The organism is Microbacterium flavum (assembly GCF_018717645.1).
In the GTDB taxonomy this organism is placed as follows: Bacteria; Actinomycetota; Actinomycetes; order Actinomycetales; family Microbacteriaceae; genus Microbacterium; species Microbacterium flavum.
Map to the genome: position 1 here is coordinate 1 of NZ_JAFLHG010000012.1, position 26430 is coordinate 26430.

Consider the following 26430-nt stretch of genomic DNA (forward strand, 5'->3'; position numbering starts at 1 on the left):
GGCATGCGGGGGGCGGCGTCTTCGCCGGTGGCCGACGACGCGCCAGTGAGCGCGCGCGCAGCGCAGGGCCCGGTCGCGATGACGACGCGTCGGGCGCCCACGGGACCCGCGGAGGTCTCGACCCTCAGGTCTCCCCGCATTCCCGACAGGGCGTGCGCGCGGACACCCGTCCGCAGTCGCGCACCGTGCGCCTCGGCGGCGGCGGCAAGGGTCACCGGGAGGCGCCACATGCCGCCCGCGATCCCGCCGACGGCAGCGCCCGCCGGCGCCGCCTGGGCGAGCTCGGCCGCCGCTGCCGTGAGCGATCCATGGGCGCACAGGGCCCGCCAGAGGCCTGGGTGGAGGTCCGACAGGCGGGCCTCGCGCGCGCTCCGCGAGTAGACGCTGCGGCACAGCGTGTCGACGACCCGCTCCGCGAGGACCACTCCCGATCGCCGGGCGACGAGGTCGAACAGCGACGGCTCGGGCCCGTCGGCGGGATCGAACGGATCTGCGGCCCGCTCCTGCGCGGCGCGCTCCGCCGCTTCGAGACCGATGAGCGCGACGACGTCGTCCGCGAGCGGATCGGCGGGGATGCCGAGCACCGTCCGGCGCGGCAGCGGCGCCCGCGCGACGGCGTCTGCGGGGGCGACGGCGGATGCGGGGGCGACGGCGGACGCGTCCTCACCCGAACCGAGCACGAGGAAGGCCCCGCCCGGGCGCGGGGCGACGGCCTCGAGCGGCAGCCCGGCATCCGCGATCAGGCGGGTCACGGCATCCGTGCGGGTCGCGAACGACTCGGCGCCGAGGTCGATCTCGACACCGCCGACGTTCCCCGAGCGCAGCAGGCCGCCGAGCCGGTCCGACGCCTCGAGCACGATCACGTCGCGACCGGCGCGGGCGAGGTCGTGCGCGAGGACGAGCCCCGCCACGCCGCCCCCGATGACGACGACGTCGGCGCGGGCATCGTCCGAGATGACGGTGTCCGAGGAGCTGACGGCGGGGATGGTCACCGCGCCCGCCAGGCGTGCACCGTCCGCACGAGGTCGGTGAGGACGTCGGGGTCGGTGTCCTTCGGCACCCCGTGGCCGAGGTTGAACACGTGCGCGCGCGCCGCGAGGCCGGCCTCCAGCGTCTCGCGGACGGCGGCTTCTCGCACCGAGGCGGGGGCGAAGAGGAGCGCCGGGTCGAGGTTCCCCTGGAGCGTGAGGTCCTCGCCTACGCGGGAGACCGCGACATCCAGCGGCACGCGGTAGTCGACCCCGAGCGCGTCGATCCCGATGGATGCCATGTCGCGCAGGATCTCACCCGTTCCGACGCCGAAGTGGATGAGGGGGACGCGCTGCGGCTCGCCGTCCGGGCCCGTGCCGAGATCGAGCGCACGCACCGGCTCGAGCGCGGCGGCCGAGGCGGGGAGGACCGCGCGGCGGTAGTCCTCGGGCGCGAGCGCCCCTGCCCACGAGTCGAAGAGCTGCGCCGCGCTCGCCCCGGCGCGCACCTGCAGGGCGAGAAAGCGGCCGGTGACCTCGGCGAGCCAGTGCGTGAGGTCGTGCCAGGCGGCGGGGTCCGAATGCAGCAGGCTCCGCGCGCCGAGGTGATCCTTCGAGGGGCCACCCTCGACGAGGTAGGCCGCGAGGGTGAACGGCGCACCCGCGAACCCGATGAGCGGCAGCGCCTCCCCGCGGCGCTCGCCCTCCTCGGCGAGCATCGCGGTCGTCCGCGTGACGGCCTCGACGACCGGCTCGCCCCGCTCCTCGACGAGCGCGGGGTCGATGCGCACGAGCCGCGCCACCTCTGCCGCGGTGCGGACGGGGGCCGGGAAGACGGGGCCGCGCCCGGCGGCGATCTCGACCTCGACGCCGATGAGCTTCAGCGGCACCACGATGTCGCTGAAGAACACGGCGGCATCCACCCCGTGGCGCCGCACGGGCTGCATCGTGATCTCGCTGGCCGTCTCGGGGTGCAGGCACGCCTCGAGCATCGTTCCGCCCGCCGCACGCAGCGCCCGGTACTCCGGCAGCGACCGGCCTGCCTGCCGCATGAACCACACGGGCGTCACCTCGGGCCGGTGGCCGCGCAGCGCGCGGACCAGTCGAGACGAGGAGGTGTCGCGAGGTGAGCCGTCGCCACGGGTGAGGGGGTGTGCGTGGAGCAAAAGGACGCCTTCGGTCTCGTTCGATTCTCGGGGGGAGTTAATCGTTATACTACCCACGATGCTCGTCTGTCTCGCCGCCCACCAGCGTTCCACCTCTCTCGAGGATCTGGAGCGCCTTTCGGTGATCGGTGACGTCGCGGCGTCCGAGCTCGCGGGCGCCCACGACGCGATCCGCGGAGCCGTGGTCCTCGCCACCTGCAACCGCTTCGAGGCCTACTTCGACGTCGACGAGACCGCCGAGCCGTCCCCGCTGCCGGCGATGGATGCCGCCATGGAGCGCATCGCCGCGCTCGGCGCGCTCCCCTATCGCCGCGTCCGGGAGACCGTCGACTTCGCGCACGGCAACGGCGTCGCCCAGCACCTGTTCGCGGTGACGTCGGGCCTCGACTCGGTCGCCGTGGGCGAGGACGAGATCGCCGGCCAGGTCAAGCGCGCCCTCGAGTCCGCCCGGCGGGACGGGGTCACGACCGCGCCGCTCGAGCACCTCTTCCAGCGCGCCACCGAGACCTCGCGTGCGGTGAAGAACTCGACCCGCCTGGGCGAGTCCGGCCGCTCGCTCGTCCGCCTGGCCGTCGAGCTCGCCGGGTCGCGGATCGGATCGTGGCCGGAGGCGCGCGTCCTCCTCGTCGGGACGGGCCGCTACGCCGCGGCATCCCTCGCCGCCCTCCGCGCCGTCGGGGCGACCGACATCCGCGTGCACTCCCGGTCCGGCCGGTCCCGCTTCGCCCAGCGCGAGCACCTCGTTCCGGTGGGCGCGGAGGACTACGCGGAGGAGGCGGCCCGCGCCGACGTCATCCTCACCTGCACGACGACGACCGACACCTACGCCCTCGAGGTGGACGGTCACCGCACGGCGCGCGCAGCCCGCACCGAGGACCAGCTCGTCATCGACCTCGGCATGCCGCGCAACGTCGACCCGGGTCTGCGCGCGCTGCCGGGCGTCGAGGTGCTCGACCTCGACACGATCCGGGTGCATGCGCCGATCGACGAGTTCGCCACGATCGACGAAGCGCGGCTCATCGTCGCGACGGCCGCCCAGCGCCACGCGCTGGCCCGCCGTGTGCACGAGGTGGCGCCCGCCGTCGTGGAGATGCGCCGCTACGTGCACGAGGTGATGGATGCCGAGATCGCCCGCGCCCGCTCGCGGGGCGCCGACCCCGAGACCGAGGCGGCGCTCCGGCACTTCTCCGGAGCGCTGCTGCACGGCCTCATCGCCCGCGGCCACACTCTCGCCTCCTCGGGCGCGGGGCCGGACTGGATGGAGGCGGTCCGCGCCGTCATCCCCCCCGCGACATCGGCGGCGGCCCCTCCGGTGGCGCCGGAGCAGGGTCCGGAATGAGCCGGGTCACCCTGCGCGACGTCGCTGCGCGCGCCGGGGTGTCGACCGCGGCCACGAGTCAGGCCCTGAACGATCGCGGGAGCCTCCGCCCGGAGACCCGGGAGCGGATCAAGGCGATCGCGGCTCAGCTGGGGTACGCGCCGAACAAGACCGCGGCGGCCCTGCGCAGCGGACGCACGATGTCGATCGGCTTCGTCATGGCCGAGGGCTCGCTCCACGACGGGCGGCGCGCCCTGCAGCGGGCCCGGCAGCTGGACGCGCTCGTGCGCGCGGGTTCGGTGCGCGGGTTCACGGTGACCGTGCTCCCCGCCTCACGCCCCGACCTCCTCGTCGGCGCGCAGCTGGACGGGCTGTACTTCCCCGATCCCGCCGACGATCGCGCGATCCTCCGCGAAGCACTCGCGCTCGGCCTGCCGGTCGCCGCGGTCGACCTCACCCTCCCGAGCGGCGCCATCTCGATCCGGACGGGGTACGCCGCCGCGGTGCGGGCGGGTCTCGCCCACCTCGCCGCGGCGGGCGCCGAACGCATCGGCTTCCTCGTCGACGAGAGCGAGGTGCCGCGCGACCAGCTCGGCGAGAGCGCCTACCTCGCGTGGAGCGCCGTGAACGGTCGCACGCCCGTCGTCTCCCGGGTGGATGCCGGGCGCCGTCGCCTGATCAGCGCCGTGCACGCCCTCCTCGACGCGGGCGTCGACGCGATCTTCGCGTACTGCGAAGAGGGCCCCGAGATCTACCTCCACCTCGAGGAGATCGGCACGGTGCTCCCCCGCGATCTGCAGCTGCTCGCTCTGTGCACGACCGACTGCGCGCTGAACGACAGACTCGGGGTCAGCCACGTGTGCCTGCACCCCGAACGCGCACCCGACGAGATGTTCCGCGCGTTCGACCTCGACCGGGCCACCGCCCAGCCGATCGAGCTGCCGTGGGAGCTCGTCAGCGGGTCGACGACCCGCTGAGGCGACCCCGAGGGCGCCCGCCCCGCCCGGCATCCCAGGCATCCCGGCATCCCGGGCCTCGGCATCCGGGCTGCACTCGGGAGGACTTCTGCACTCGGGAGGACGAATCCCCCGCATGCGCCCTCCCGAACGCCGATATCCTCCCGAATGCCCGCCGGCGCGGCGGACCGACAGGCTCCCGTCAGCCCTCGAACGCCCCGTACACGTCGCGGGTGTTCGCGGCGAGCTGCGCGCAGAGCTCATCGAGCGGCATCCCGAGTTCCTCCGCCAGGAAGCGGACCGTCACCGGGATCAGGTACGGCGCGTTGGGCCGCCCGCGGAACGGCGTCGGCGTGAGGAACGGCGCATCGGTCTCGACGAGGATCCGCTCCCGCGGTGTCACGGCGAGGGCATCACGGAGGTTCTGCGCGTTCTTGAACGTGACGTTCCCCGCGAAACTCAGCCAGTATCCGCGATCCGCCGCGATCCGCGCCATGCCGGCGTCGCCGGAGAAGCAGTGGAAGACGGTCCGCTCCGGCGCGCCGACCCGCTCGAGGGTCTCGAGCACCTCGTCGTGCGCATCGCGATCGTGGATCTGCATCGCGATCCCGTGCTTCTTCGCCAGGGCGATGTGGGCCTCGAAGCTCTCGAACTGCGCGGGCAGGCCCTCGCCCTCCGTCCGGAAGAAGTCGAGACCCGTTTCGCCGATCGCGCGGACGCGCGGCTGCGCGGCCAGGTCGTCGATCACCGCGATGGCCTCATCCAGCATTCCCTTAGCGGCATACATCGGCGCCTCGTTGGGATGGATGGCGACGGCGGCGAGCACGTGCGGGTGGGATGCCGCGGCCCAGGCCGACCACCGACTCGACTCGATGTCGCCGCCCGCCTGCACGACGCCCGCGACGCCGACCTCTGCGGCTCGGAGCAGGTGCTCGTCGAGCGACATCCCCTGGCCGTCCTCGATCTCGAGGTGCGCATGGTTGTCGTACACCGGGATCGGCAGCGGCTCGGGCGAGACGGGGTAGGACACGTCGCGCGCGCCCTTCTCCCGCTGTCGCACGTAGTTCGAGGGATCTGCGGCGTCAGTCATGCGTGTCCCACTTGTGGTCGTTTGAGCCGACGCGAATCAGCCACTTCTGGGACAAGGTGTGCCCAGTCTGGGACAAGGTGCGCCCGGAGTGGGACATGGTCGGACGAGCGCGGGTCACGCCTGCTCGACCCGCGGGAAGAGCGGCGCGATGCCGTTGACGCTCGTCCCGGGGACGAGCACCCCCCAGGCCCCCGCCTCGCGGAGCGGCTGGTCCTGCAGGCGCCCCGCGTGCCCGAGCGCGATCCAGAGCTTCTGCGTCGCCTCCGGCATGAACGGGCTCAGCAGCACGGCGAGGGCGCGCAGGCCCTCCGCCGCGGTGTACAGCACGGTGCCCAGGCGCGGACGCTGTGCGGGGTCCTTCGCGAGCGCCCACGGCGCGTTCTCCGTGATGTATCCGTTGAGGGCGTCGACGATCGTCCAGATCGCCGCGATGGCCTCGTCGGGGCGGAAGCGTTCCATCGCCGCGTCGGCGCCCGTCGCGGCATCCGCGACGATCCGCTGGATCTCCCGGTCGCCGTCGGTGTCCTCGGATGCCGGGGGCACGACGCCCTCGAAGTACTTCTCGATCATCGCGGTGGTGCGCGAGGCGAGATTCCCGAACCCGTTCGCGAGCTCGGCCTGGTACCGCGCCGACAGGTCCTCCCACGAGAACGAGCCGTCCTGGCCGAAGGCGATCGCCGACAGGAAGTAGAAGCGGTAGGCATCCGACCCGAATACATCGGTGATCTCGGTGGGCGCGATGCCGGTGAGCTTCGACTTCGACATCTTCTCGCCGCCGACGAGCAGCCAGCCGTGCGCGAAGACGCCGCGCGGCACATCGAGTCCCGCCGCCATGAGCATCGCCGGCCAGATGACGGCATGGAAGCGCAGGATGTCCTTGCCGACGACGTGGTACGCCGGCCAGCGCCGCTCGAACTGGGCCGGATCGGTGCCGTAGCCCACAGCGGTCGCGTAGTTCAGGAGCGCGTCCACCCACACGTAGATGACGTGCGAGGGGTCCCACGGCACGGTGATGCCCCAGTCGAATGCCGACCGCGAGATGGAGAGGTCCTTCAGCCCCGAGCGGACGAAGGAGACGACCTCGTTGCGCGCCGACTCGGGCCGCACGAAGTCGGGCTCGGTCTTGTAGAGCTCCAGCAGCTTGTCCTGGAACTCGCTCAGCTTGAAGAAGTAGTTCTTCTCCTGCAGCAGCTCGAGAGGCTTCGAATGGATCGCGCAGACCTTGAGGCCCTCGAAAGCGCCGGTCCCGTCGACGATCTCGGCCTCGGGCTTGAACTCCTCGCATCCGACGCAGTAGAGCGCCTCGTACTCCCCCGCATAGATGTAGCCGCGGTCGTAGAGGGCCTTCACGAACTCCTGCACGCGCTCCTCGTGGCGCGGCTGCGTCGTGCGGATGAAGTCGTCGTTGGCGACGTCGAGGGTGCGAAGCAGCGGGAACCACGACTCGGTGACGAGACGGTCGACCCATTCCTGCGGGGTCACGCCGTTGGCGGCGGCGGCGCGGAGCATCTTCTGGCCGTGCTCGTCGGTGCCGGTGAGCATCCAGGTGTCATCGCCGGCCTGGCGGTGCCAGCGCGCGAGCGCGTCGACCGCGACCGTCGTGTATCCGTGGCCGATGTGCGGCAGATCGGACGGGTAGTAGATCGGGGTCGTGATGTAGAAGGACTGACCGGTGCTCACCCGTCGATTCTAGGTGCGGCACGGGGTGCCGCCTCCCGTGTGACGGCGTCCCGATGCCCTCCCGCGTTCCTCGGCAGCGCCGTTCAGGCGCTCTCGCGCACGACGAGGGTCGTCGGAAGCACCACGCTGTCCCGAGGCCGGCCGGCCACGATGTCGAGCACCATGTCGACCATCGTCGCGCTGATCTCGCTCCACGGCTGGCGGACCGTCGTGAGCCCCGGGCGCATCGTCTCGGCGAGGCCGGAGTCGTCGAACCCGGCCACCGCGACGTCCTCCGGCACGCGGCGCCCGGCGCGGCGGAGCGCCTCGATGGCGCCGACTGCCATCACGTCGCTGGCCGCGAAGACGGCGTCGAGATCGGGGGCGCGTTCGAGCAGGCGTGTCATCGCGGCGTCGCCGCTGCCGCGCTCGTAGCTTCCCTGCTCCACGAGGGCGGGGTCGTACCGCTCGCCCATCTCCGCACGGAACCCCTCGAAGCGCAGCCGACCGCCCGGTGTGTCGTGGGGGCCGGTGATGAGGGCGATGCGACGGCGCCCGGCATCCCGCAGGTAGCGGGTCATCTCCCGCGCCGCGCCCTGCTCGTCGATCGCGACGTGCGGGATGTCGGGATCGCCGAGGGGCAGTCCGGAACAGACCGTGGGCACTCCCGCCTCGACGAGGGATGCCAGGAGGGCGTCGGACTCGTGCGAGGACACGAGCAGCACCCCGTCGACGTGGCCTGCGCGGACGTACCGCTCGACGTTGGCGCGCTCCCCCTCCGTGCCCGCGATGAGGAGGACGAGGGTCATCGACCGCTCCGCCAGGCTCTCGGTGGCGCCGCGCAGCAGGAGGGCGAATGTCGGGTCCGAGAAGAGGAGCTGCTGCGATTCCGTCAGGAGGAAGGCGAGCGACCCGGATCGGCCCGTCGCGAGGCTCCGCGCGGCATGGTTGGCGGTGTAGCCCGTGCTCGTGATCGCGGCCTCGACCGCCTCGCGCGCCTCGGGCGACACCCAGTGCCCGCCGTTGAGGTAGCGCGAGACCGTGCCGTGCGAGACCCCGGCGACGCGCGAGACATCGCGGATGGTGGGTCGTCGGGCACCGTCGGGCGAAGTCACGAGAGCAGACTCTACCCCGAACGCGCCGGTGTGGTAGTGTCCAGACCACAATCCCTGTGACCGGTCACAGTTCCGTAACGAACTTCCCTGCGGACGCCGTTCCGCACGCATGATGGGCATCGTGCGCGCACTGGTGCGACGACAGCACGGGGAGGCGACGGAGCCGAGGCGGCTCACTCCCTGCCGAAACAATGGAAGGTACACCGATGAAGGTGAACAAGAAGGCCCTGGCCGCGACCGGTCTGGCCGTCGTGGCGAGCATGCTGGCACTGGCCGGGTGCTCCGGCGGCGGTGGCGGCACCGCGGCACCCTCTGAGACCGGCGCCGCCGCGAGCGGAGCGCTGACCGTCTGGGTCGACGCGGACCGCGCCCGCGCGCTCGAGGACGTCGCGAAGGCGTTCGAGCAGGAGAAGGGCGTCAAGGTCAACCTCGTCGTCAAGGACTACGGCAAGATCCGCGACGAGTTCACGGCGCAGGTCCCCACCGGCAAGGGCCCGGACATCACGATCGGCGGTCACGACTGGATCGGCGCGTTCGTCAAGGACGGCATCATCGCCCCGGTCGAGCTCGGCGACAAGGCCGCCGACTTCGAGAAGGTCGCGGTCGAGGCCGTCAGCTACGACGGCAAGACCTACGGTCTCCCCTACGCGATCGAGAACATCGCGGTCCTGCGCAACACGGCGCTGGCCGACGCGACCCCCGCGACCTTCGACGAGATGATCGCGAAGGGCAAGGCCGCCGGGACGGAGTACCCGTTCGTCGTCGGCCTCGACCCGCAGGCATCCGACCCGTACCACCTCTACCCGTTCCAGACCTCCTTCGGGAACGCGGTCTTCGGTCGCAACGCCGACGGCTCCTACGACGCCTCGCAGCTGACGATCGGTGACGAGGGCGGCCAGAAGTTCGCCGCGTGGCTGACCGCGCAGGGCGACACGGGCACGAAGGTGATGAACCTCAACCTCTCCGGCGACCTCGCCAAGGAGGCGTTCAACGCCGGCAAGTCGCCGTACTTCCTCACCGGCCCGTGGAACGTCGCCGACGCGGAGAAGGCGGGCGTCTCCGTCTCCGTCGACGCGATCCCGAGCGCGGGCGGCGGCACGGCGCAGCCCTTCGCCGGCGTGCAGGCCTTCTTCCTCTCCGCCAAGAGCGCGAACGCACTCATCGCGAACGAGTTCCTCGTCAACTACATCGGCACGGCCGACGTCCAGACGAAGCTCTTCGAAGCGGGCGGGCGCCCGCCGGCGCTGACCGCATCGTTCGAGGCGGCGCAGTCCGACCCGATCGTCGCGGGCTTCGCGAAGGTCGGCACGGATGCCGTCCCGATGCCGAGCATCCCCGAGATGGGTTCGGTCTGGGATGACTGGGGCAAGACCGAGGCGGCGCTCATCAAGGGCAGCGGTGACCCCGCGGCCGAGTGGGTGAAGATGGCCGACTCCATCCAGAGCAAGCTCGGCTGACACCGACGGCGAGGGGCGGCGCCCGCTGCGGCGCCGCCCCTCTCTCACCGCCACCCCGACGACAGGAGTCGACGATGACCACCCCGACGCTCGAGACCGAGCGACCCACCGCCGAAGACCGGGCTGCCCGGCGCCGGCAGAGACGCGCCGAGGCGTGGGCCGAGGCCGCCGGAGCCGGCTGGAAGGTCTGGCTCGTCAAGATCGTGTGCCTCGGCATCATCGATGCGCTCGCGATCTACGCGATCCTCGCCCTGCTCCACGGCGGCGACTGGATCGTGCCGCTCATCGTCGCCGTCGGCGTCCTCGCCATCAACGTGATCTACCTCAAGCCGGGCCTTCTGCCGGCGAAGTACCTCACGCCGGGCCTCGTCTTCCTCTTCATCTTCCAGATCTTCGTCGTCCTGTACTGCATCTACATCGCGTTCACGAACTACGGCTCCGGCCACGTCTCCTCGAAGGATGACGCGGTCAACGCGCTCCTCATCCAGAACCAGCAGCGCGTCGAGGACTCCGCGTCCTACCCGCTCACGGTGCTCGAGCAGGGCGGCTCCTACTTCTTCCTCGTGACGACTCCCGAGGGCGACGCCGAGATCGGCGGCGCGGACCGGCCCCTCGAAGCCGTGCCGGACGCCGAGTTCTCCGGCGACCGCGCCGTCGGCGCGCCCGGGTACACGTCGCTGGACTTCGCGCAGATCGTCGCGAGCCAGAGCGCGATCACCGCCCTCGCCGTGCCGTTCTCCGACGACCCGAACGACGGCACCCTGCAGACCCGCGACGGGTCGACGGCGTACCAGTACATCTCCACGCTCGTGTGGGATGCCTCCGCCGACACCATGACCGACACGCAGACCGGCACCGTGTACCGCGACAACGGACACGGCTCCTTCGCCGCCGATGACGGGCAGCAGCTCGCCACCGGCTGGCAGGTGTGGGTGGGCGGCGAGAACTTCGTCCGCGCGTTCACCACCGAGTCGATCCGCGGGCCGTTCATCGCGGTGACCCTCTGGACCTTCGCCTTCGCGATCCTCTCCGTCGCGACGACCTTCGTCCTCGGCCTCTTCCTGGCGATCGTCTTCAATGATCCGCGGATGAAGAGCCGCAAGTACTACCGCGTCATCATGATCCTCCCCTACGCCTTCCCCGCGTTCCTGTCGGCGCTGGTGTGGCAGGGGATGTTCAACCAGGACTTCGGCTTCATCAATCAGACGCTGCTCGGCGGCGCCTCGATCCCGTGGCTGCAGGATCCGTGGCTCGCGAAGCTGTCGATCCTCATCGTCAACCTCTGGCTCGGGTTCCCCTACATGTTCCTCGTGACGACGGGGGCGATCCAGTCGATCCCGGAGGACATCCAGGAAGCCGGACGCGTCGACGGCGCCAGCGTGTGGCAGATCTTCCGCCACATCAAGTTCCCGCTGCTGCTCGTGTCCGTGGCGCCGCTGCTGATCTCCTCGTTCGCGTTCAACTTCAACAACTTCAACCTGATCTACATGCTCACCGGCGGAGGCCCGCGGTTCGCGGATGCCTCGATCAACGTCGGCGCGAGCGACATCCTGATCTCGATGGTGTACAAGGTGGCCTTCGTCGGGGCCGAGCGCGACTACGGTCTCGCGAGCGCCTTCTCGATCATCATCTTCGTGCTGGTGGCCGTGATCTCGTACCTGAGTTTCCGCCAGACCAAGGTCCTCGAGGAGCTGAACTGACATGACCATCCAGGAAGCACTCCCCGGCGGCGGTCCCCTCGCCGCGGCATCCGGCGCAGCGACGGCATCCGCCGGCGTCCCCGGCGCGAAGGAGCCCCGCCGCCCCTTCGGCCGGTGGTTCCGCGAGACCGGATGGCGCCACCTCATCGGCATCGTCATGCTCGTCTTCTCGGCGTTCCCGCTCGTCTACGTCCTGTCGGCGTCGCTGAACCCCGGCGGAACGCTGCTGACGGCGAACAGCCTCTTCGCGAACTTCGACATCGGCAGCTACATCGCGCTCTTCCAGGACCCGCTGCGGCCCTACGGCGCCTGGTTCGTCAATTCGATCTTCATCGGGCTGACGACCGCGTTCTTCACCGTCGTGCTCTGCGCCCTCGCGGCATACGCCTTCTCGCGGATGCGCTTCCGCGGTCGGCGCGTGGGCCTGCTGACGCTGCTGCTCGTGCAGATGTTCCCGCAGCTGCTGGCGGTCGTCGCCATCTTCCTGCTCATGTCGGCGATCAGTGACATCTTCCCCGCGCTGGGTCTGAACTCCCAGATCGGCCTGATCATGGTCTACCTCGGCGGCGCGCTGGGCGTGAACACGTTCCTCATGTACGGGTTCTTCAACACCGTCCCCGCCTCCATCGACGAGGCCGCGAAGATCGACGGCGCGGGTCACGCGCGGATCTTCTTCACGATCATCCTGCGGCTGGTCGCCCCGGTCCTCGCGGTCATCGGCCTGCTGTCCTTCATCGGCACGATGAACGACTTCCTGATCGCGTCGATCATCCTCGTCGATCCCGACAAGCAGACGCTCGCCGTGGGCCTGTACCAGTTCGTGTCGCAGGAGACCGCGCGCAACTGGAGCGTGTTCGCCGCCGGCGCCGTGCTCGCGGCCATCCTGCCGATGGCGCTGTTCCTCTCGCTGCAGCGCTTCATCGTCGGCGGCCTCACTGCGGGGTCGGTGAAATAGGCTCCCGGGGCGCCGCGGCGCCCGCCGCGACCCGCGGCGCCCCGGTGACAACCGCCTGCGATGCGGCGGCGCGATAGCATCGACAGACAACTGAGGGGCTCTGCCACGCGCCGCGTGCAACCACGTCGCATCCTGCCGGCGTCGGAGCCGGCACCGTTCTCGGAGGTCCTCTCATGGCCAGTCTTCCGCGCCGTCCGCACCACGACGGCTCCGCCCTGCACGTCTCGGATGATCGCCCGTCGCTCGGCGATGAGGTGGCCGTGCGACTGCGCGTGCCGACAGGGTACGGGCCCCTCGCGCGCGTCCTCGTGCGCTCCAACCCCGATCACGAGCCGTCGTGGGTCGAGGCGACCCCCGATGGGATCGTGGACGGGTGGGGGTGGTGGACCGCGCACGTCATCGTCCGCAACCCCCGACACGGCTACCGTTTCCACCTCGTTCACGAGGACGGCCGGGTCGAGGTGCTGAACCAGGGCGGACTGTCCGACATCGACGCGCTCGACGGGCAGGACTTCGCGCTCGTGGCCGGCAACCCGCCGCCCGCGTGGATGGACGACACGATCCTCTACCAGATCTTCCCCGACCGGTTCGCGCGGTCGGCGTCCGCGGACACGCGACCCGCCCCCGCCTGGGCGATGCCGGCGGAGTGGCACGACCCGCTCGACCCCGTGCATCCCGGGCGTGGGCGCCAGTTCTACGGGGGCGACCTCGACGGCGCGGCCGAGAGGCTGGACCACCTCGTCGATCTGGGTGTCACGGCGCTGTATCACACGCCCGTCTTCCCGGCCGAGTCCAACCACCGCTACGACGCGTCCCGCTTCGACGCCGTCGATCCGCTGCTCGGTGGCGACGACGCGTACTGTCGGCTCATCGAGGCCGCGCACGAGCGCGGCATCCGCGTCATCGGCGACCTCACGACGAACCACTCCGGGATCGCGCACGACTGGTTCCGCGCCGCGTACGGCAGCCCCGACGCCCCCGAGGGCGCGTTCTACTACTTCCGCGACGACGCGCACACGGAGTACGAGACCTGGCTCGACGCCGCGACGCTGCCGAAGTTCGACTGGACGAGCGACGAGCTGCGCCGTCGCTTCATCGACGGGCCCGACTCGGTGGTCGGACGCTGGCTGCGCACGCCGTTCGGAATCGACGGCTGGCGCATCGACGTCGCGAACATGACCGGGCGCCTCGGCGCCGAGGACCTCAACACGGAGGTCCGCCAGACGCTGCGCCGGACGATGACCGCCATCGCCCCGGACACGCTCCTGCTGGCCGAGTCCACGAACGATGCGGCGACCGACCTCCAGGGCGACGCCTGGCACGGCGGCATGACCTACCCCGCGTTCACCCGCGGGGTGTGGTCGTGGCTCGCCGACCCGCGCCGCATCCCCCATTACGGCTACGACGGCGAGCTGACCGAGGACATGTGGTTCTTCGGGCTGCCCACCGGGATGCCGCGGTACGACGCCCGTCAGTTCGTCGCGCAGTACGAGCGGTTCACGAGCCAGATCCCCTGGCGCGTGCAGCGCGGCACCATGGCGGCGCTCGACACCCACGACACGGCGCGTTTCGCGACGTACGCCGCACCGGATGCCATCCCGGTGGCGGTCGGGCTGTCGATGACCCTGCCGGGGATCCCCGTCGTCTACGCGGGTGACGAGTTCGGCCTCGAGGCCGTCGACGGCGAGATGAGCCGCACTCCGATCCCGTGGGAGACGGCAGGCGATCCCGAGGTCGCCGGGCGCATCGCCCTGTACCGGGACCTCATCGGCCTGCGGCGGGCGCACCCCGTTCTCGCGGACGGCGGACTGCGGTGGCTGCACGTCGGCGAGAGCGGCGTCGTGTTCGTGCGCGAGGGCGCGTCCGAATCGGTCCTCGTCGTCGCCTCGCGCGGCGCGCTGGATGCCGAGATCGATGCCGACCTGCTCCCGGGCCTCGCGGCGGCCTCGGATGCGACACCGCTGTACGGCGCCGCCGGGCTCACGCTCGAGGCGGCCCTCCGGATCACCACGACGGGCACGGCGTTCTCGGCGTGGGCGCTCCCCGGCATCCTCGCGCCCGCGCCCCGCCGCCCCACGGCTCCCGCGACCCCGGCGGAGGCGTTCGTGCAGGTGGGGTCGATCCCCGCCTGACCCGGGGGTCACCGCGCGGCGAGCGCCGCCTGATAGAGGTCGCGGCTCGAGAGCCCGGTCTGGGTGGCGACCTCCGCCGCGGCGTCCTTCAACCGCACGCCGGATGCCACGAGCTCCTGCACCTGCGCGAGCGCGCCCTCCGCGGAGATCTCGCGGGCGGGCGCGCCCTGGACGACGACGACGATCTCGCCGCGGATGCCGTCCTGCGCGCGCTCGGCGAGCTCGCCGAGGCCTCCTCGGAGGACCTCCTCATGGAGCTTCGTCAGCTCGCGGCACACCGCGGCCGGCCGCTCCGCCCCGAAGGCGTCCGCCATCGCGGCGAGCGTCTCGGCGATGCGCGAGGGCGCTTCGAAGAACACCATCGTGCGGGGCTCGCCTGCGAGCGCGGCGAGCGCCCGGCGACGATCCCCGCCCTTGCGCGGCAAGAACCCTTCGAAGGTGAACCGGTCGGTCGGGAGCCCCGCGACGGCGAGGGCGGTGACCACGGCGCTCGGACCCGGGATCGCCGTGACCGTCACGCCCTGCGCCACGGCTTCGACGACGAGCGCGTAGCCCGGGTCGCTGACCGTCGGCATCCCCGCGTCGCTGAGGACGAGGAGGTCCTCGTCCCGCGCGCGCTCGACGAGCTCGGCGGCCCGCTGGCGCTCGTTGTGATCGTGGAGCGCCAGGAGGCGGGGGCGATTCGCGACGCCGAGCGCCTGCAGCAGCCGCTGGGTCGTGCGGGTGTCCTCGGCGGCGACGACGGTGGCCTGCTCCAGCGCCGCGACCAGCCGCGCGGACGCATCGCCGAGGTTGCCGATGGGTGTCGCGGCGAGGATGATCACGGCCCCCACTATAAGCGGGCTCGCGCGGGCGACCAGCGGTCTCACGCGGGCCAAGAGCGGGCTCGGCCGGGCAGGAGCCGGGCTTAGGCTGGTGCCCGTGACGACGACCGAGACGCCGATGCCGCCGACGCCGCAGGCCGACCGCCCGTCCCGGTACGACCGATGGCGCGTGCGGGTCGCGGCCGACCCCGGCCTGGAGCGGCTGTACGGGTGGCTCGCCCCGCTCCTGGTCACCGCGCTCGCCGGCATCCTGAGGTTCTGGAACCTGGGGCATCCGCACAGCCTCGTCTTCGACGAGACCTACTACGTCAAGGATGCCTGGAGCCAGTGGAACCTCGGCTACGCCGCGGCGTGGCCCGACGGCGCGGACGCCAGCTTCGTGGCAGGCCAGACGGACATCTTCACGACAGACCCGAGCTTCGTCGTGCATCCCCCCCTCGGGAAGTACCTCATCGGCGTCGGGATGTGGCTGTTCGGACCCGACAACTCGTTCGGCTGGCGGTTCGCGGCCGCACTGTTCGGCACCGCGCTGGTGCTCCTCCTCTTCTTCGTCGCGCGGTCGCTCACGAGATCGACGGTGTTCGCCACCGTCGCCTCCTTCCTCCTCGCGATCGACGGACTGGGCATCGTCATGAGCCGGGTGGCGCTGCTCGACGTCTTCCTCGCGTTCTTCGTGCTCCTCGCGTTCTGGTTCGTCGTCATCGACCGCACCCGGGCACTCGACCGCCTCGCCGCGCGCACGTCGGCGATCTCCCGCGGGGGTGAGCCGCCCCGCTGGGGGCCGGTCCTGTGGAACCGGCCGTGGATCATCGCCGCCGGCGCCGCAGCGGGCGCCGCGACCGCCGTGAAGTGGTCGGGCGTGTGGGTGATCGCGGCGATCGGGCTCTACCTCGTGGTGACCGACGCGCTGGAGCGGCGGCGACTCGGCTACACCTTCTGGCCCACCGACGCGGTCCGTCAGGGGCTGGCGTCCTTCGTTCTGCTCGTGCCGGTCGCCGCCGTCATCTACCTCGCGTCGTGGACGGGGTGGCTCGTCACCGACGGCGGATACGACCGGCACGCCGCCGACGCGAGCCCGGCCACCGGGCTCTTCGCGTGGGTGCCGCTCTCCATCCAGAGCCTCTGGAAATACCACACGACGATCTACTCGTCGATGACCGGGATGACCTCGCCGCACAGCTACGCCAGCCCTGCGTGGCAGTGGGCGCTGCTGCTGCGCCCGACGTCCATGTACGCGCAGGCGACGCCGGGCGGCGAGTCGGGGTGCATCGGCGGCGATGCGGGATGCCTCGACATCCTCTACTCCATGCCCAACCCGCTGCTCTGGTACGCCAGCATCGTGGCGACCGTCTTCCTCGTCTACCGCTTCGTCCTCGTGCGCGACTGGCGGTACGCCGTCGTGCTCGTGGGCATCGCCGCGACGTGGCTCCCCTGGATGGCCTACCCCGAGCGGACGATCTTCCAGTTCTACACGATCGCGATCTGGCCCTTCCTGCTCCTCGCCCTCACGTTCGCGCTGCAGCACATCGCGGGCGGCGCCTCCGAGAGCACGGCGAGTCCGCTGCGTCGGAAGACCGGTCAGCGGGTCGTCCTCGTCTTCTTGGGCGTCGCGATCGCCCTGTCGGTCTTCTGGTACCCGCTCTGGTCGGGGATGCAGGTGCCGTACGAGTTCTATCGCCTCCACAACTGGATCCAGGGCTGGGTGTGAAGAGCATGGGCAGTCCTGCCCATCGCCACCGCCACGGCATTCCTTTAGGTTGAACGAGGAAGAGGAGGAGCGATGGCCGACCTGAAGATCGATGCGGACGAACTGCTCTCGAGCGCGTCGTCCGCCGCGCGCATCGCCGGAGACCTGTCCGGGTCCGAGCGCATCGCGGACGAGACAGCCGGCTACACGGGCCATGACGGCCTCGCCGCCAAGGTCCGCGACTTCGGCGGCAAATGGGACATCGCCCGCGGCAAGCTCGAGGAGAACCTCACCTTCATCGCCGAGTACCTGCGCGCGGTCGTCGACACGTTCGAGGACCTCGACACCGACCTCGCCGCCTCGCTGCAGAGCTCCGCGGCGGGTGACGCCGACAACGCGACGGACATCACGAACGCGTCCGGGGCGCCCGCGGGGAGCACCGGCGCCGGGCACAGCGGCGCCGGTGGCGGCGGCGGAGGGGGTGGCGGCCGATGACGCTCCCCGGCAATCCCGATGCGCTCGCCGAGCGCGCCGCCACGTACGTCACCTCCGCAAGCCGCATCGACCGCGCCGCAGCAGACCTCCGCGCCCTCGCCTATACGAGCACCGCCACCTCGCTCGACGCCATCCGTGAGAAGAGCGCCCGGGTCGCCGGCGACCTCGACGAGGCGCACGGCCGCTACGCCGGCACCGCGAATGCGCTCGTGGAGTACGCGGCGGCATTGCGCTCCGCCCACACGAAGGCAGACCAGGCCGATGCCGCCGAGTCGACGGCTCAGGGCCATGCCGATCGCGCCGACACCCAGGTCGGCGCGCTGCAGCGCTACGTCCGCAATCTCGAGGATGCCGCGGCACCCGTCGGCACCATCGAAGAGGCCGAACGTCGCCTGCGGGACGCCGGGGCCGCGTCGCGCCGCTACGAGTCGGCGGTCAGCACGGCCCAGCAGGATCACGAGGCGGCACGCCGTGACATGGAGGCTGCCGCGCAGCGCGCCATCTCGCTGATCAACGGTGCGATCGAGGCGACCAACGAGAGCTGGCTCGACCACGTCGGGAACTTCTTCGAAGACGTCGGCTCGTTCCTCGCCGACCTCGGAGCCTGGGTCGTCGAATTCCTGCAGAACCTGTGGGACGAGCTCCAGCGCCTCGTGGCCACCGTCCTCGCGGTTCTCGGAACCGTCCTGATCCTGGTCCTCGTCTACGCGCTGCTGTCGATGATCCCGGTGGTCGGCCCCCTCATCGCGGCGCTCGTCGTCGGCATCCTCGCGGGCTTCCTGCTCGGCAGCGTGCTCTCCGACGTCCTGAAGCCGACGCCCAAGGTCGATCGGTACACCCGCACGGACAGCGAGGAGGACCTCTACCGCGGCCAGCCCAGCAGCCTCGCCACGGCGCTCAAGGACGCGGGCTACGTCGACTCGCTCGGTCACATCTACACCTACGGGCCGGACGGCAAGGTGACGGGCGACAACGCCGACGAATCGGTCATCAGCGTGACCAAGGTGGTCGATGCCGACGGGATCGTGCGATGGCGGGTGGCGCTGCCCAGCACCCAGGAGTGGCTGTCGCGCTTCAACGGCGACCAGGGCGCCACGAACGACCTCGACAGCAACCTGGCCCTGATGCTCACGCCCTCCCTGCGGTCGCAGTACGAGCGGGCGGTCCTGGAGGCCATGCAGCAAGCCGGCGTCGGCGCCGATGACCCGGTGATGCTCGTCGGCTTCAGCCAGGGCGGCATCGTCGCCGGCCACATGGCCGCCTACAACTCCGACTACAACTGGGACGCCGTCGTCGTGGCGGGCGCGCCGATCGACAGCATGCCCATCCCCCCGTCGACGACCGTCGTGTCGGTCCAGCACGAGTGGGATCCCGTGCCTCGTCTGGACACGGTGATCTCGGTCGGCCAGGACGGGTACGCCGTCCACGGGTCGAACTGGACGACGATCTCCGCTCCGTCGCCGCTCGCCGCGGAAGGCGTCGGCGGCATCCACCACGCTGCCGCCTACAACAGCACCCTGCAGAATCGGATCGGCCAGGTGCCCGCGAGCACACGCGACGAGCTCGACGCCTACTTCATAGGTGACGACAACGCCTACGGTTACTCACAGAGCTACTACTCCTGGCAGGAAAGATGATGACCGAACGACGCGCACCGCGACGCGCTGCGGCGATCCTCGCCGCCGCGCTCATCGCGATTCCTCTGGCCGCGTGCAGCGCGAGCCCGCCGCAGGACCCTGCGGCGACCACCCCCGCCCCGACCGAAGGAGCGCAGGACATGCCCCTGCAGTCCGTCTACGATGCCGTGGGTGCCGCCGATCCCCGCGTCGACCGCGTCAGCACCGTCAAGCTCTCCCAGTCGGGGCCGACGGAGATGATGACGGTCGTCGTGCGCATCCCCGGCGACGAGCCGGTGTCGACCGAGACCCTCGAGAACGTGCTGCGCGCGGCACGGGATGCCGCACCCGCCGGTGTCGGCGGCATCGAACTGCTCGCACGCCGATCCGAGAACCCGGACCAGCTGATCGATCTCGGCCCGGCGATCGAAGGACTGCCGGAGGGCGTCGTATACGTGTGGGTCGATCGCGGGCTGACGATGCTCTCCGACGCGCTCGCGAAGCTGTGAGCGCAGCGCCCCCACCGCGGCTCCTCTTCCGTCTGCTCGGCACATGGTGGGAGGTCGGCCTCGCCTCCGATGGGGCGTCGCGCGACTCGGCGGTCGAGATCGCGCGCAGCACCCTCGGGACGCGTGATCAGGAGGCGACGGCACGACGCCGTCTGCGTGAGAACATCGTCACCGCCGCGGCAGCGGCCCGAGAGGCGCACGCGACGCTCATGCTCCTGCAGACCGAGCTCGCGCCGGGCGATCCGATGTCGGCGTCGCTCACCGTGTACGACGACGACCGCTTCCGCATGAGCCCCGCGATCGGCACCGCCCCCGACCGTGTGCTCCGCGTCCTCGAAGAGAGCCTGCCGACGATCGCACCGGGCCTCGCCCACACCGCCGTGCGGCGCCGCTTCGAGGGCGGCGAGGTCATACGGGTGCACCGCATCGACGAGACCGTTGAGAGCGAGGGCGGCCAGCAGTTCGTGCAGCGGCGTCTCGTCGCGCAGTACTGGTACCCGCAACCCGACACGAAGCGCCTCGTGCTCGTCGTGCTCTCCACTCCGCTCGGCGACATCCCGCACACGCTGCTCTCCTACTTCGACGCCATCGTCGAGGTCTCCCGCTTCGTGGAGCGCCCCGCCGGCTCCGCGGACGAGAACTGACGCGCACGTCCCCGAGTCCGCCTCCGATCCCCGAGCGTGTCGAGGGGTCGTACGATGGAGGGCTATGCCCTCCCCCGAGCCCGTGATCTCCTACCCGCCGGAGCTGCCCGTCAGCGCCGCGCGGGACGAGATCGCGCGCGCGATCGCGGGCCACCAGGTCGTGATCGTCGCCGGCGCGACCGGGTCGGGCAAGACGACGCAGCTGCCCAAGATCTGCCTCGAGCTGGGCCGCACCTCGATCGCCCACACCCAGCCCCGCCGGATCGCGGCGCGCACGATCGCCGAGCGGATCGCGCACGAGCTGCAGGTGCCCCTCGGCGGGGCGGTCGGCTACAAGGTGCGCTTCACCGACCAGGTCTCGGCCGACACGAAGATCGCGCTCGTCACCGACGGGATCCTGCTCAACGAGATCCACCGCGACCGACTCCTGCGCCGCTACGACACGATCATCGTCGACGAGGCGCACGAGCGGTCTCTCAACATCGACTTCCTGCTCGGGTACCTCGCGCGCATCCTGCCGGAGCGGCCGGATCTCAAGGTGATCATCACCTCGGCCACGATCGACCCGGAGAGCTTCGCACAGCACTTCGCGACCCTTCGACCGGCTGAGGGGCCGGAACCGGCGGCGCTGGCTCAGGGGTCGGTGCGGGCGGATCGGGGACCGGTGCCGGCGACTCAAGAATCGGAGCGGGAGCGGGTGCCCGCGCCCATCGTCGAGGTGTCGGGGCGCACCTACCCGGTCGAGATCCGGTACCGCGGACGGGTCGACGACGCCGCGGAAGGTGCGGGGGATGACGTCGACGGTCTGACGGAGGCCCTGCGCGAGCTGGACCGCGAAGCGGACGGCGACGTCCTGGTGTTCCTGCCCGGCGAGGCGGAAATCCGGGATGCCATGGATGCCGTCCGCGGCATGTACGCGAAGGATGCCCGGCCCACCGAGGTTCTTCCGCTCTACGGACGGCTTTCGGCCGCCGAGCAGCATCGGGTGTTCGAGCCCTCCGGGGTCGCCGGAGTGCGTCGGCGCGTCATCCTCGCGACGAACGTCGCGGAGACGAGCCTCACGGTCCCCGGCATCCGGTACGTCATCGACGCGGGGACGGCGCGCATCTCGCGCTACAGCGCACGCACGAAGATCCAGCAGCTGCCCATCGAGGCGATCTCGCAGGCCTCGGCCCAGCAGCGGTCGGGCCGCGCCGGGCGCACGTCGGACGGCATCGCGATCCGCCTGTACTCGGAGGACGACTTCCTCGCGCGCCCCGAGTACACCGAGCCGGAGATCCTCCGTACCTCACTCGCGTCCGTCATCCTGCAGATGCTCGCCCTCGGCTTCGGCGACATCGAGGAGTTCCCGTTCCTCACGAAGCCCGACAGTCGCGGGGTGAAGGCGGCGTTCGAGCTGCTCACCGAGCTCCGCGCGGTGACCGTCGACGGCGGCGCGCGCCGTCTGACGAAGATCGGCCGGGAGATCGCTCGCCTGCCGATCGACCCGCGCTTCGCGCGGATGCTGCTCGAAGCGCGCCGGATGGAGGTCCTCCCTCCGGTCCTCGCGATCGTGGCCGGCCTCTCGATCCAGGACGTCCGCGAGCGCCCCTCCGCCGAGGACGGCTCCGCCCGTGCGGAAGCCGACCGCCTGCACGCCCGCTTCGCGGACCCGACGAGCGACTTCCTGGCGCTCCTGAACCTGTGGAACCACCTGCAGGAGCAGCAGCGAGAACTCGGCTCGAGCGCGTTCCGTCGCGCCTGCCGCTCCGAATTCCTCAACTATGTACGCGTGCGGGAATGGTTCGACGTGCACCGTCAGCTGCGCCAGCTGCTCGGTGTGCGGGGCGAGCCCTCGGCGGGCTCGGAGAGCGGAAGCGACCCCGCGCGGGTGCACCAGGCGATCCTGTCCGGACTGCTCTCGCACATCGGCATCCTCGATACGCGATCCCTCGCGAAGTCGAAGCCCGGCGACAAGCGCAAGCCCGTCGCCGCGTATCGCGGCGCGCGGGGGGCGAACTTCGCGATCTTCCCCGGATCGGCCCTGCGCAAGGCCTCCCCCGATGCGGTCATGGCAGCCGAGCTGGTCGAGACCTCGCGCCTGTACGCGCGCACGGTCGCCGCGATCGATCCGGCGTGGGCTGAAGGGCCCGCCGGCGACCTCGCGCATCGGAGCCTGAGCGATCCGCACTGGTCGAAGGATGCCGGGGCAGCCGTGGCCGCCGAGAAGGTCACTTTGTTCGGCCTCGAGATCATTCCCCGCCGCCGGGTGCAGTTGTCCCGCATCGACCGCCCGCTCGCCCGCGAGCTGTTCTTGCGGCACGCGCTCACCGACGGCGAGTGGAACTCCGCGCACCTGGACAAGCGGCTCACCGCGTTCGAGAGGCGCAACCTCGAACTGCGCCGCCGGCTGGAGAAGGTCGAGGAGCGCGAGCGACGCCGCGACATCCTCGCCGGCGACGAAGCGGTCTTCTCCTTCTACGACGCGCGCGTCCCACACGACGTGTTCGACGTGCGCTCGTTCGAGACGTGGTGGCGCGAGGCATCCGCGCGCACACCACGCCTCCTCGATCTCAGCGAGGCCGACCTTCGCGAAGGATCCGGGCGTTCCGACGAGCGGGACTTCCCGGGGCGCTGGCAGCAGGGCGACCAGGTGCTCTCCCTCGCCTACCGATTCGAGCCCGGTGCCCCGGACGACGGGGTGAGCGTCGTCGTTCCCTTGCCGCTCCTGGCCGCGCTCCGCCCCGACGGATTCGACTGGCAGGTGCCCGGCCTTCGGGCCGAGCTGATCACCGCGCTCCTGCGCGCCCTTCCCAAGGGGATCCGCCGCCACGTCGTGCCCGCCGCCGACTGGGCGGCGCGGCTCGGCGACGAGCTCCGGGGCGCGGGACCCGAGGATCACGACGGCCTTCCGGCCCAGACGCTCACCGCGGCGCTCGCCGCGCGCATCCAGCCCGTCGCCAATCAGCCCGTGACCGCGGCGGACTTCGAACTCGAGCGCGTACCGGCCCACCTCACGGTGACGTTCCGCGCCGTCGACCACCGCGGGCGGACCGTCGGCTCCTCGCACGACCTCGCCGACCTTCAGCGGAGCCTCGCGGGTCGCGCGCGCGAGCAGGTCGCCCGCACGCTGACATCGCCGCGGAACCCGCCGGGCTCCGCCGAACCGCGTCCCACAAACGGTCGTTCCGGCGGGTCCGAAACAGCCGTTTCGGGGACACCGCGTGCCCAGAGTGGGACGACCCCGGGCGGAGCGGGCGCGGGCGGTATCGCGGAGCGGTCGGGGATCACCTCCTGGGATGTCGGCACCCTGCCGGACGTGGTCGACACGCGCGTCGCCGGGGGCGTCGTCCGCGGCTATCCCGCGCTCGTCGATGAGAAGGATGCCGTCGCCCTCCGCATCGAGTCGACGCCCGAGCGCGCGGCTCGGCTCACCCACGCGGGCGTCCGGCGGCTCCTCCTGCTCGCCGTGCCCTCCCCCACCGCCTACGTCCTCGACCATCTGACCGCCGCGGAGAAGCTGTCGCTCGCCACATCCCCCTACCCCTCCGCGAAGGCCCTCATCGAGGACGCCCGCGTGGCCGTCGCCGATGCCGTCCTGGCGCGGACGGCCCCGCAGGGCGTCCGCACGCCGGATCAGTTCGCCGCGGTGCGCGATGCGCTGTCGGCCGGGATCGTCGACGAGCTGTTCGCCGCCGTATCGCTCGCCGCGCGCATCCTCGTGCTCCAGCGAGATGTCGAACGGGCGGTCAAGGGACAGAACTCCATGGCCCTCCTCGCCGCGCTCGGCGACGTGAAGACCCAGCTCGCGGGGCTCGTCTTCCCCGGCTTCATCGCCCGCACGGGGCTCGCCCGCCTCGCGCACCTCCCGCGCTACCTCGAGGGCGCCCTCCTGCGCGTGCGCACTCTCGCCGACGCCCCCGGCCGCGACCGCCAGCGCCTGACGGAGTTCGAGCGCGCCGCTGCCGCGTACGCCGAGGCGGGCGGCACGATCCCGGCGGCCCCGGATGCCGCGGCGCACCTCGTGCACGCCCGGTGGCTCCTCGAGGAGTACCGCGTGAGCCTGTTCGCCCAGCAGCTCGGAACGGCCGAACCGGTGTCCGCGCAGCGCATCACCAAGGCTCTCGCGGGCCGCGGCTGATCTCCACGGCGGCAGGCCCCGCCCCCGCGGCCTCCCCGTAGGGTGGAAGGACTATGAGCAGCGCCATCGCCTACACCGAGCTCGGAGGGCCGGAGGTCCTCACCCTCATCGACATCGATGTCCCCGCGCCCGGCCCGGGCGAGGTCGCCGTCCGCGTGGAGGCGGTGGGCGTCAACCCACTCGACCTCAAGCTGCGGGCGGGTCTGCGCCCGTCTCCCCCGATCACCGAGCCCCGGCGGGTCGGATCGGATGCCGCCGGTGTCGTCATCGCCGTGGGTGAGGGCACCGAGGGCTTCCGTCCGGGCGATGCCGTCATCGTGAGCGGAGCCCGAGGCGCCTACGCGACGGATCTCGTCGTTCCCGCGGACGCCCTCGTCCGCCGCCCGGGGAACGTCAGCGCCGCGCAGGGCGCAGCCCTCGGCATCCCCGTCGGCACCGCGTACCAGACCGTCCGCTCGCTCGCGGTCGGGCCGGAGGACACCGTCCTCGTGCACGCCGCCTCGGGCTCGGTCGGCCAGGCCGTCGTGCAGTTCGCGCGGCTGTACGGGGCGACCGTCCTGGGCACGACGAGCGACCGCCGCGCCGACCGGGTGAGCGCTCTGGGCGCGACGCCCCTCCCGTACGGTCCCGGCGTCGTGGACCGGGTCCGCGATCTCGCCCCCGGGGGCATCACCGTCGCGATCGACCTCGTCGGCACCGACGAGGCGCTCGACCAGTCGATCGCGCTCGTCGCGGACAAGAGCCGGATCGCGACGCTCGTGCGCGGCGCGGACGCCGCGGGCCTCGGCATCCGCGCCTTCAGCGGAGGCAGCCCCCAGCCCCTCACCGATCAGGAGATCGCCTGGCGCAAGGAGGCGATCCCCGTCGCCGCCGCTCTCATCGCCGCCGGGGCCTTCTCGGTCGAGATCGGCCCCGAGATCCCCCTCGAGGATGCCGCCGAGGCGCATCGACTCGTCGAGAAGGGCGCGGACGGCAAGGTCGTGCTCCTCCCCTGAGTAGGCTCGGACCATGACCGACATCCGCTGGGGGATCCTCGCCACGGGCGGCATCGCCCACGCCTTCACGCAGGACCTCCGCACCGCCGGGCTGCACGTCGCCGCCGTCGGGTCGCGCAGCGCCGCGTCCGCCGAGGCGTTCGCCGCCGAGTACGGCATCTCGCGCGCGCACGGCTCCTACGAGGACCTCGTCAGCGACCCCGAGGTCGACATCGTCTACGTGGCGTCCCCGCACAGCCACCACCGCGACCACGCCCTGCTGGCGCTGGAGGCGGGCAAGCACGTCCTCATCGAGAAGGCGGTGACCCTGGATGCCGCGCAGGCCGCGGAGATCCGCGCCGCCGCATCTGCGCAGGGCCTGCTCGCGATGGAGGCGATGTGGACGCGGTACCTGCCGCACATGCTCCGCATCCGAGAGCTGATCGCGGGCGGCACGCTGGGCGAGATCCGCGCCGTCATCGCCGACCACACGCAGTCCCTGCCCACCGACCCCGCGCACCGCCTGAACGCGCTGGAGCTCGGCGGGGGCGCCCTCCTCGACCTCGGGATCTACCCCGTCTCGTTCGCCGTCGACATCCTCGGCCCGGCAGTGCGGGTCGTCGCGACCGGACGCCTCGGCGAGACCGGCGCCGACACCGAGGCCGCGATCGCGATCGCGCACGAGGGAGGCGCCGTCTCCTCGATCGCCACCAGCTCGCGCGCGGCCGGTCCGAACGTCGCGCACATCGTCGGGACCACGGCCCGGATCGACATCGACCGGGTCTGGTACACCCCGACCTCCTTCCGCGTGACGGCGACCGATGGCACCGTGATCGAGGAGTACGCGAGCAGCGTCGAGGGGCGTGGGATGCAGTTCCAGGCGCTCTACGCCGAGGAGCTCCTCCGCGCCGGGCGCACCGACGGCGACATCCTCCCCTTCGACCAGTCGGTCGCGATCATGCAGACCCTCGACGACATCCGCGCCCAGCTGGGCGTCACCTACCCCACCCTCCGCGAGACCCGCTCGACCCCAAAGGAGCACTGA

The 26430-nt window shown here is 71.5% G+C and carries 20 protein-coding genes; 14 read left to right on the forward strand and 6 right to left on the reverse strand.

Features of this window, described 5'->3' with window-relative positions; genetic code table 11:
* A partial coding sequence (locus tag J0P97_RS12495) for an FAD-dependent oxidoreductase (RefSeq protein WP_308163563.1) occupies positions 1–992 on the reverse strand: 992 nt, incomplete at its 3' end.
* Positions 989–2071: a uroporphyrinogen decarboxylase gene (hemE, locus tag J0P97_RS12500; RefSeq protein ID WP_372449717.1), complete on the reverse strand. Its 1083-nt coding sequence runs from the start codon at positions 2069–2071 to the stop codon at positions 989–991. The genes J0P97_RS12495 and hemE, both read right to left, overlap by 4 nt.
* A gap of 121 nt (positions 2072–2192) precedes the next feature.
* On the opposite strand from hemE, the gene J0P97_RS12505 reads away from it, so the two are divergent.
* On the forward strand, positions 2193–3473 hold the full coding sequence (locus J0P97_RS12505; RefSeq protein ID WP_215488124.1) for a glutamyl-tRNA reductase: 1281 nt from the start codon (positions 2193–2195) through the stop codon (positions 3471–3473).
* Positions 3470–4429, forward strand: a complete 960-nt coding sequence (locus J0P97_RS12510; protein WP_215488125.1) for a LacI family DNA-binding transcriptional regulator — start codon at positions 3470–3472, stop codon at positions 4427–4429. Before J0P97_RS12505 ends, J0P97_RS12510 begins: the two co-directional genes overlap by 4 nt.
* A 181-nt stretch (positions 4430–4610) precedes the next feature.
* Here the strand turns inward: J0P97_RS12510 and J0P97_RS12515 are convergent, their stop codons facing one another.
* The 3 genes from J0P97_RS12515 to J0P97_RS12525 all read right to left on the reverse strand — a co-directional run bounded on the left by J0P97_RS12515 (position 4611) and on the right by J0P97_RS12525 (position 8272).
* A complete protein-coding gene (locus tag J0P97_RS12515; protein WP_215488126.1) occupies positions 4611–5498 on the reverse strand; it encodes a TatD family hydrolase in 888 nt (295 codons plus the stop codon).
* Positions 5499–5612: 114 nt separating this feature from the next.
* Positions 5613–7178 carry a methionine--tRNA ligase gene (gene metG / locus J0P97_RS12520; protein ID WP_215488127.1) on the reverse strand — a complete coding sequence of 522 codons (1566 nt, stop codon included), beginning with the start codon at positions 7176–7178 and terminating at the stop codon, positions 5613–5615.
* Between the two features lie 83 nt (positions 7179–7261).
* Positions 7262–8272 (reverse strand): LacI family DNA-binding transcriptional regulator, encoded by a 1011-nt coding sequence (locus J0P97_RS12525; RefSeq protein ID WP_282837749.1) that lies wholly within the window; start codon positions 8270–8272, stop codon positions 7262–7264.
* Between the two features lie 206 nt (positions 8273–8478).
* On the opposite strand from J0P97_RS12525, the gene J0P97_RS12530 reads away from it, so the two are divergent.
* The 4 genes from J0P97_RS12530 to J0P97_RS12545 all read left to right on the forward strand — a co-directional run bounded on the left by J0P97_RS12530 (position 8479) and on the right by J0P97_RS12545 (position 14516).
* A complete protein-coding gene (locus tag J0P97_RS12530) occupies positions 8479–9729 on the forward strand; it encodes a sugar ABC transporter substrate-binding protein (RefSeq protein ID WP_215488129.1) in 1251 nt (416 codons plus the stop codon).
* Between the two features lie 74 nt (positions 9730–9803).
* The gene (locus tag J0P97_RS12535; protein WP_215488130.1) at positions 9804–11429 is read left to right on the forward strand and encodes an ABC transporter permease subunit; all 1626 of its coding nucleotides are present in this window, start codon (positions 9804–9806) and stop codon (positions 11427–11429) included.
* Between the two features lies 1 nt (position 11430).
* On the forward strand, positions 11431–12384 hold the full coding sequence (locus J0P97_RS12540; RefSeq protein ID WP_215488131.1) for a sugar ABC transporter permease: 954 nt from the start codon (positions 11431–11433) through the stop codon (positions 12382–12384).
* Between the two features lie 173 nt (positions 12385–12557).
* Entirely contained in the window at positions 12558–14516 is a 1959-nt protein-coding gene (locus J0P97_RS12545) for a glycoside hydrolase family 13 protein (protein ID WP_215488132.1), read from the forward strand.
* An 8-nt stretch (positions 14517–14524) separates the two neighbouring features.
* Here J0P97_RS12545 and rsmI read toward each other — a convergent pair whose 3' ends face one another.
* Complete coding sequence (gene rsmI / locus J0P97_RS12550; protein ID WP_215488133.1) at positions 14525–15340, reverse strand: 16S rRNA (cytidine(1402)-2'-O)-methyltransferase; 816 nt, start codon at positions 15338–15340, stop codon at positions 14525–14527.
* 97 nt (positions 15341–15437) lie between these two features.
* On the opposite strand from rsmI, the gene J0P97_RS12555 reads away from it, so the two are divergent.
* The 8 genes from J0P97_RS12555 (at position 15438) to J0P97_RS12590 (ending at position 26430) form a co-directional block, all read left to right on the forward strand.
* Entirely contained in the window at positions 15438–17048 is a 1611-nt protein-coding gene (locus tag J0P97_RS12555; RefSeq protein ID WP_372449715.1) for a dolichyl-phosphate-mannose--protein mannosyltransferase, read from the forward strand.
* A 72-nt stretch (positions 17049–17120) separates the two neighbouring features.
* The gene (locus tag J0P97_RS12560; protein ID WP_246540416.1) at positions 17121–17522 is read left to right on the forward strand and encodes a hypothetical protein; all 402 of its coding nucleotides are present in this window, start codon (positions 17121–17123) and stop codon (positions 17520–17522) included.
* Positions 17519–19159, forward strand: coding sequence for a hypothetical protein (locus tag J0P97_RS12565; protein WP_215488134.1), 1641 nt, complete (start codon positions 17519–17521; stop codon positions 19157–19159). The genes J0P97_RS12560 and J0P97_RS12565 overlap by 4 nt, the downstream gene beginning before the upstream one ends.
* Complete coding sequence (locus tag J0P97_RS12570; protein ID WP_215488135.1) at positions 19159–19647, forward strand: hypothetical protein; 489 nt, start codon at positions 19159–19161, stop codon at positions 19645–19647. Before J0P97_RS12565 ends, J0P97_RS12570 begins: the two co-directional genes overlap by 1 nt.
* On the forward strand, positions 19644–20291 hold the full coding sequence (locus tag J0P97_RS16025; protein WP_215488136.1) for a hypothetical protein: 648 nt from the start codon (positions 19644–19646) through the stop codon (positions 20289–20291). Before J0P97_RS12570 ends, J0P97_RS16025 begins: the two co-directional genes overlap by 4 nt.
* Before the next feature lie 64 nt (positions 20292–20355).
* Positions 20356–24411 (forward strand): ATP-dependent RNA helicase HrpA, encoded by a 4056-nt coding sequence (hrpA, locus tag J0P97_RS12580; protein ID WP_215488137.1) that lies wholly within the window; start codon positions 20356–20358, stop codon positions 24409–24411.
* Between the two features lie 53 nt (positions 24412–24464).
* On the forward strand, positions 24465–25406 hold the full coding sequence (locus J0P97_RS12585; protein ID WP_215488138.1) for a quinone oxidoreductase family protein: 942 nt from the start codon (positions 24465–24467) through the stop codon (positions 25404–25406).
* A gap of 13 nt (positions 25407–25419) precedes the next feature.
* Positions 25420–26430 carry a Gfo/Idh/MocA family protein gene (locus J0P97_RS12590; RefSeq protein WP_215488139.1) on the forward strand — a complete coding sequence of 337 codons (1011 nt, stop codon included), beginning with the start codon at positions 25420–25422 and terminating at the stop codon, positions 26428–26430.

What these genes read in the sequence shown, in the direction of transcription:
- J0P97_RS12505 (WP_215488124.1), top strand. Translation starts at nt 2,193, where the DNA reads ATGCTCGTCTGTCTCGCCGCCCACCAGCGTTCCACCTCTCTCGAGGAT.
- J0P97_RS12510 (WP_215488125.1), top strand. Translation starts at nt 3,470, where the DNA reads ATGAGCCGGGTCACCCTGCGCGACGTCGCTGCGCGCGCCGGGGTGTCG.
- J0P97_RS12515 (WP_215488126.1), bottom strand. Translation starts at nt 5,498, where the DNA reads ATGACTGACGCCGCAGATCCCTCGAACTACGTGCGACAGCGGGAGAAG.
- J0P97_RS12530 (WP_215488129.1), top strand. Translation starts at nt 8,479, where the DNA reads ATGAAGGTGAACAAGAAGGCCCTGGCCGCGACCGGTCTGGCCGTCGTG.
- J0P97_RS12535 (WP_215488130.1), top strand. Translation starts at nt 9,804, where the DNA reads ATGACCACCCCGACGCTCGAGACCGAGCGACCCACCGCCGAAGACCGG.
- J0P97_RS12540 (WP_215488131.1), top strand. Translation starts at nt 11,431, where the DNA reads ATGACCATCCAGGAAGCACTCCCCGGCGGCGGTCCCCTCGCCGCGGCA.
- J0P97_RS12545 (WP_215488132.1), top strand. Translation starts at nt 12,558, where the DNA reads ATGGCCAGTCTTCCGCGCCGTCCGCACCACGACGGCTCCGCCCTGCAC.
- J0P97_RS12560 (WP_246540416.1), top strand. Translation starts at nt 17,121, where the DNA reads ATGGCCGACCTGAAGATCGATGCGGACGAACTGCTCTCGAGCGCGTCG.
- J0P97_RS12565 (WP_215488134.1), top strand. Translation starts at nt 17,519, where the DNA reads ATGACGCTCCCCGGCAATCCCGATGCGCTCGCCGAGCGCGCCGCCACG.
- J0P97_RS12570 (WP_215488135.1), top strand. Translation starts at nt 19,159, where the DNA reads ATGACCGAACGACGCGCACCGCGACGCGCTGCGGCGATCCTCGCCGCC.
- hrpA (WP_215488137.1), top strand. Translation starts at nt 20,356, where the DNA reads ATGCCCTCCCCCGAGCCCGTGATCTCCTACCCGCCGGAGCTGCCCGTC.
- J0P97_RS12585 (WP_215488138.1), top strand. Translation starts at nt 24,465, where the DNA reads ATGAGCAGCGCCATCGCCTACACCGAGCTCGGAGGGCCGGAGGTCCTC.
- J0P97_RS12590 (WP_215488139.1), top strand. Translation starts at nt 25,420, where the DNA reads ATGACCGACATCCGCTGGGGGATCCTCGCCACGGGCGGCATCGCCCAC.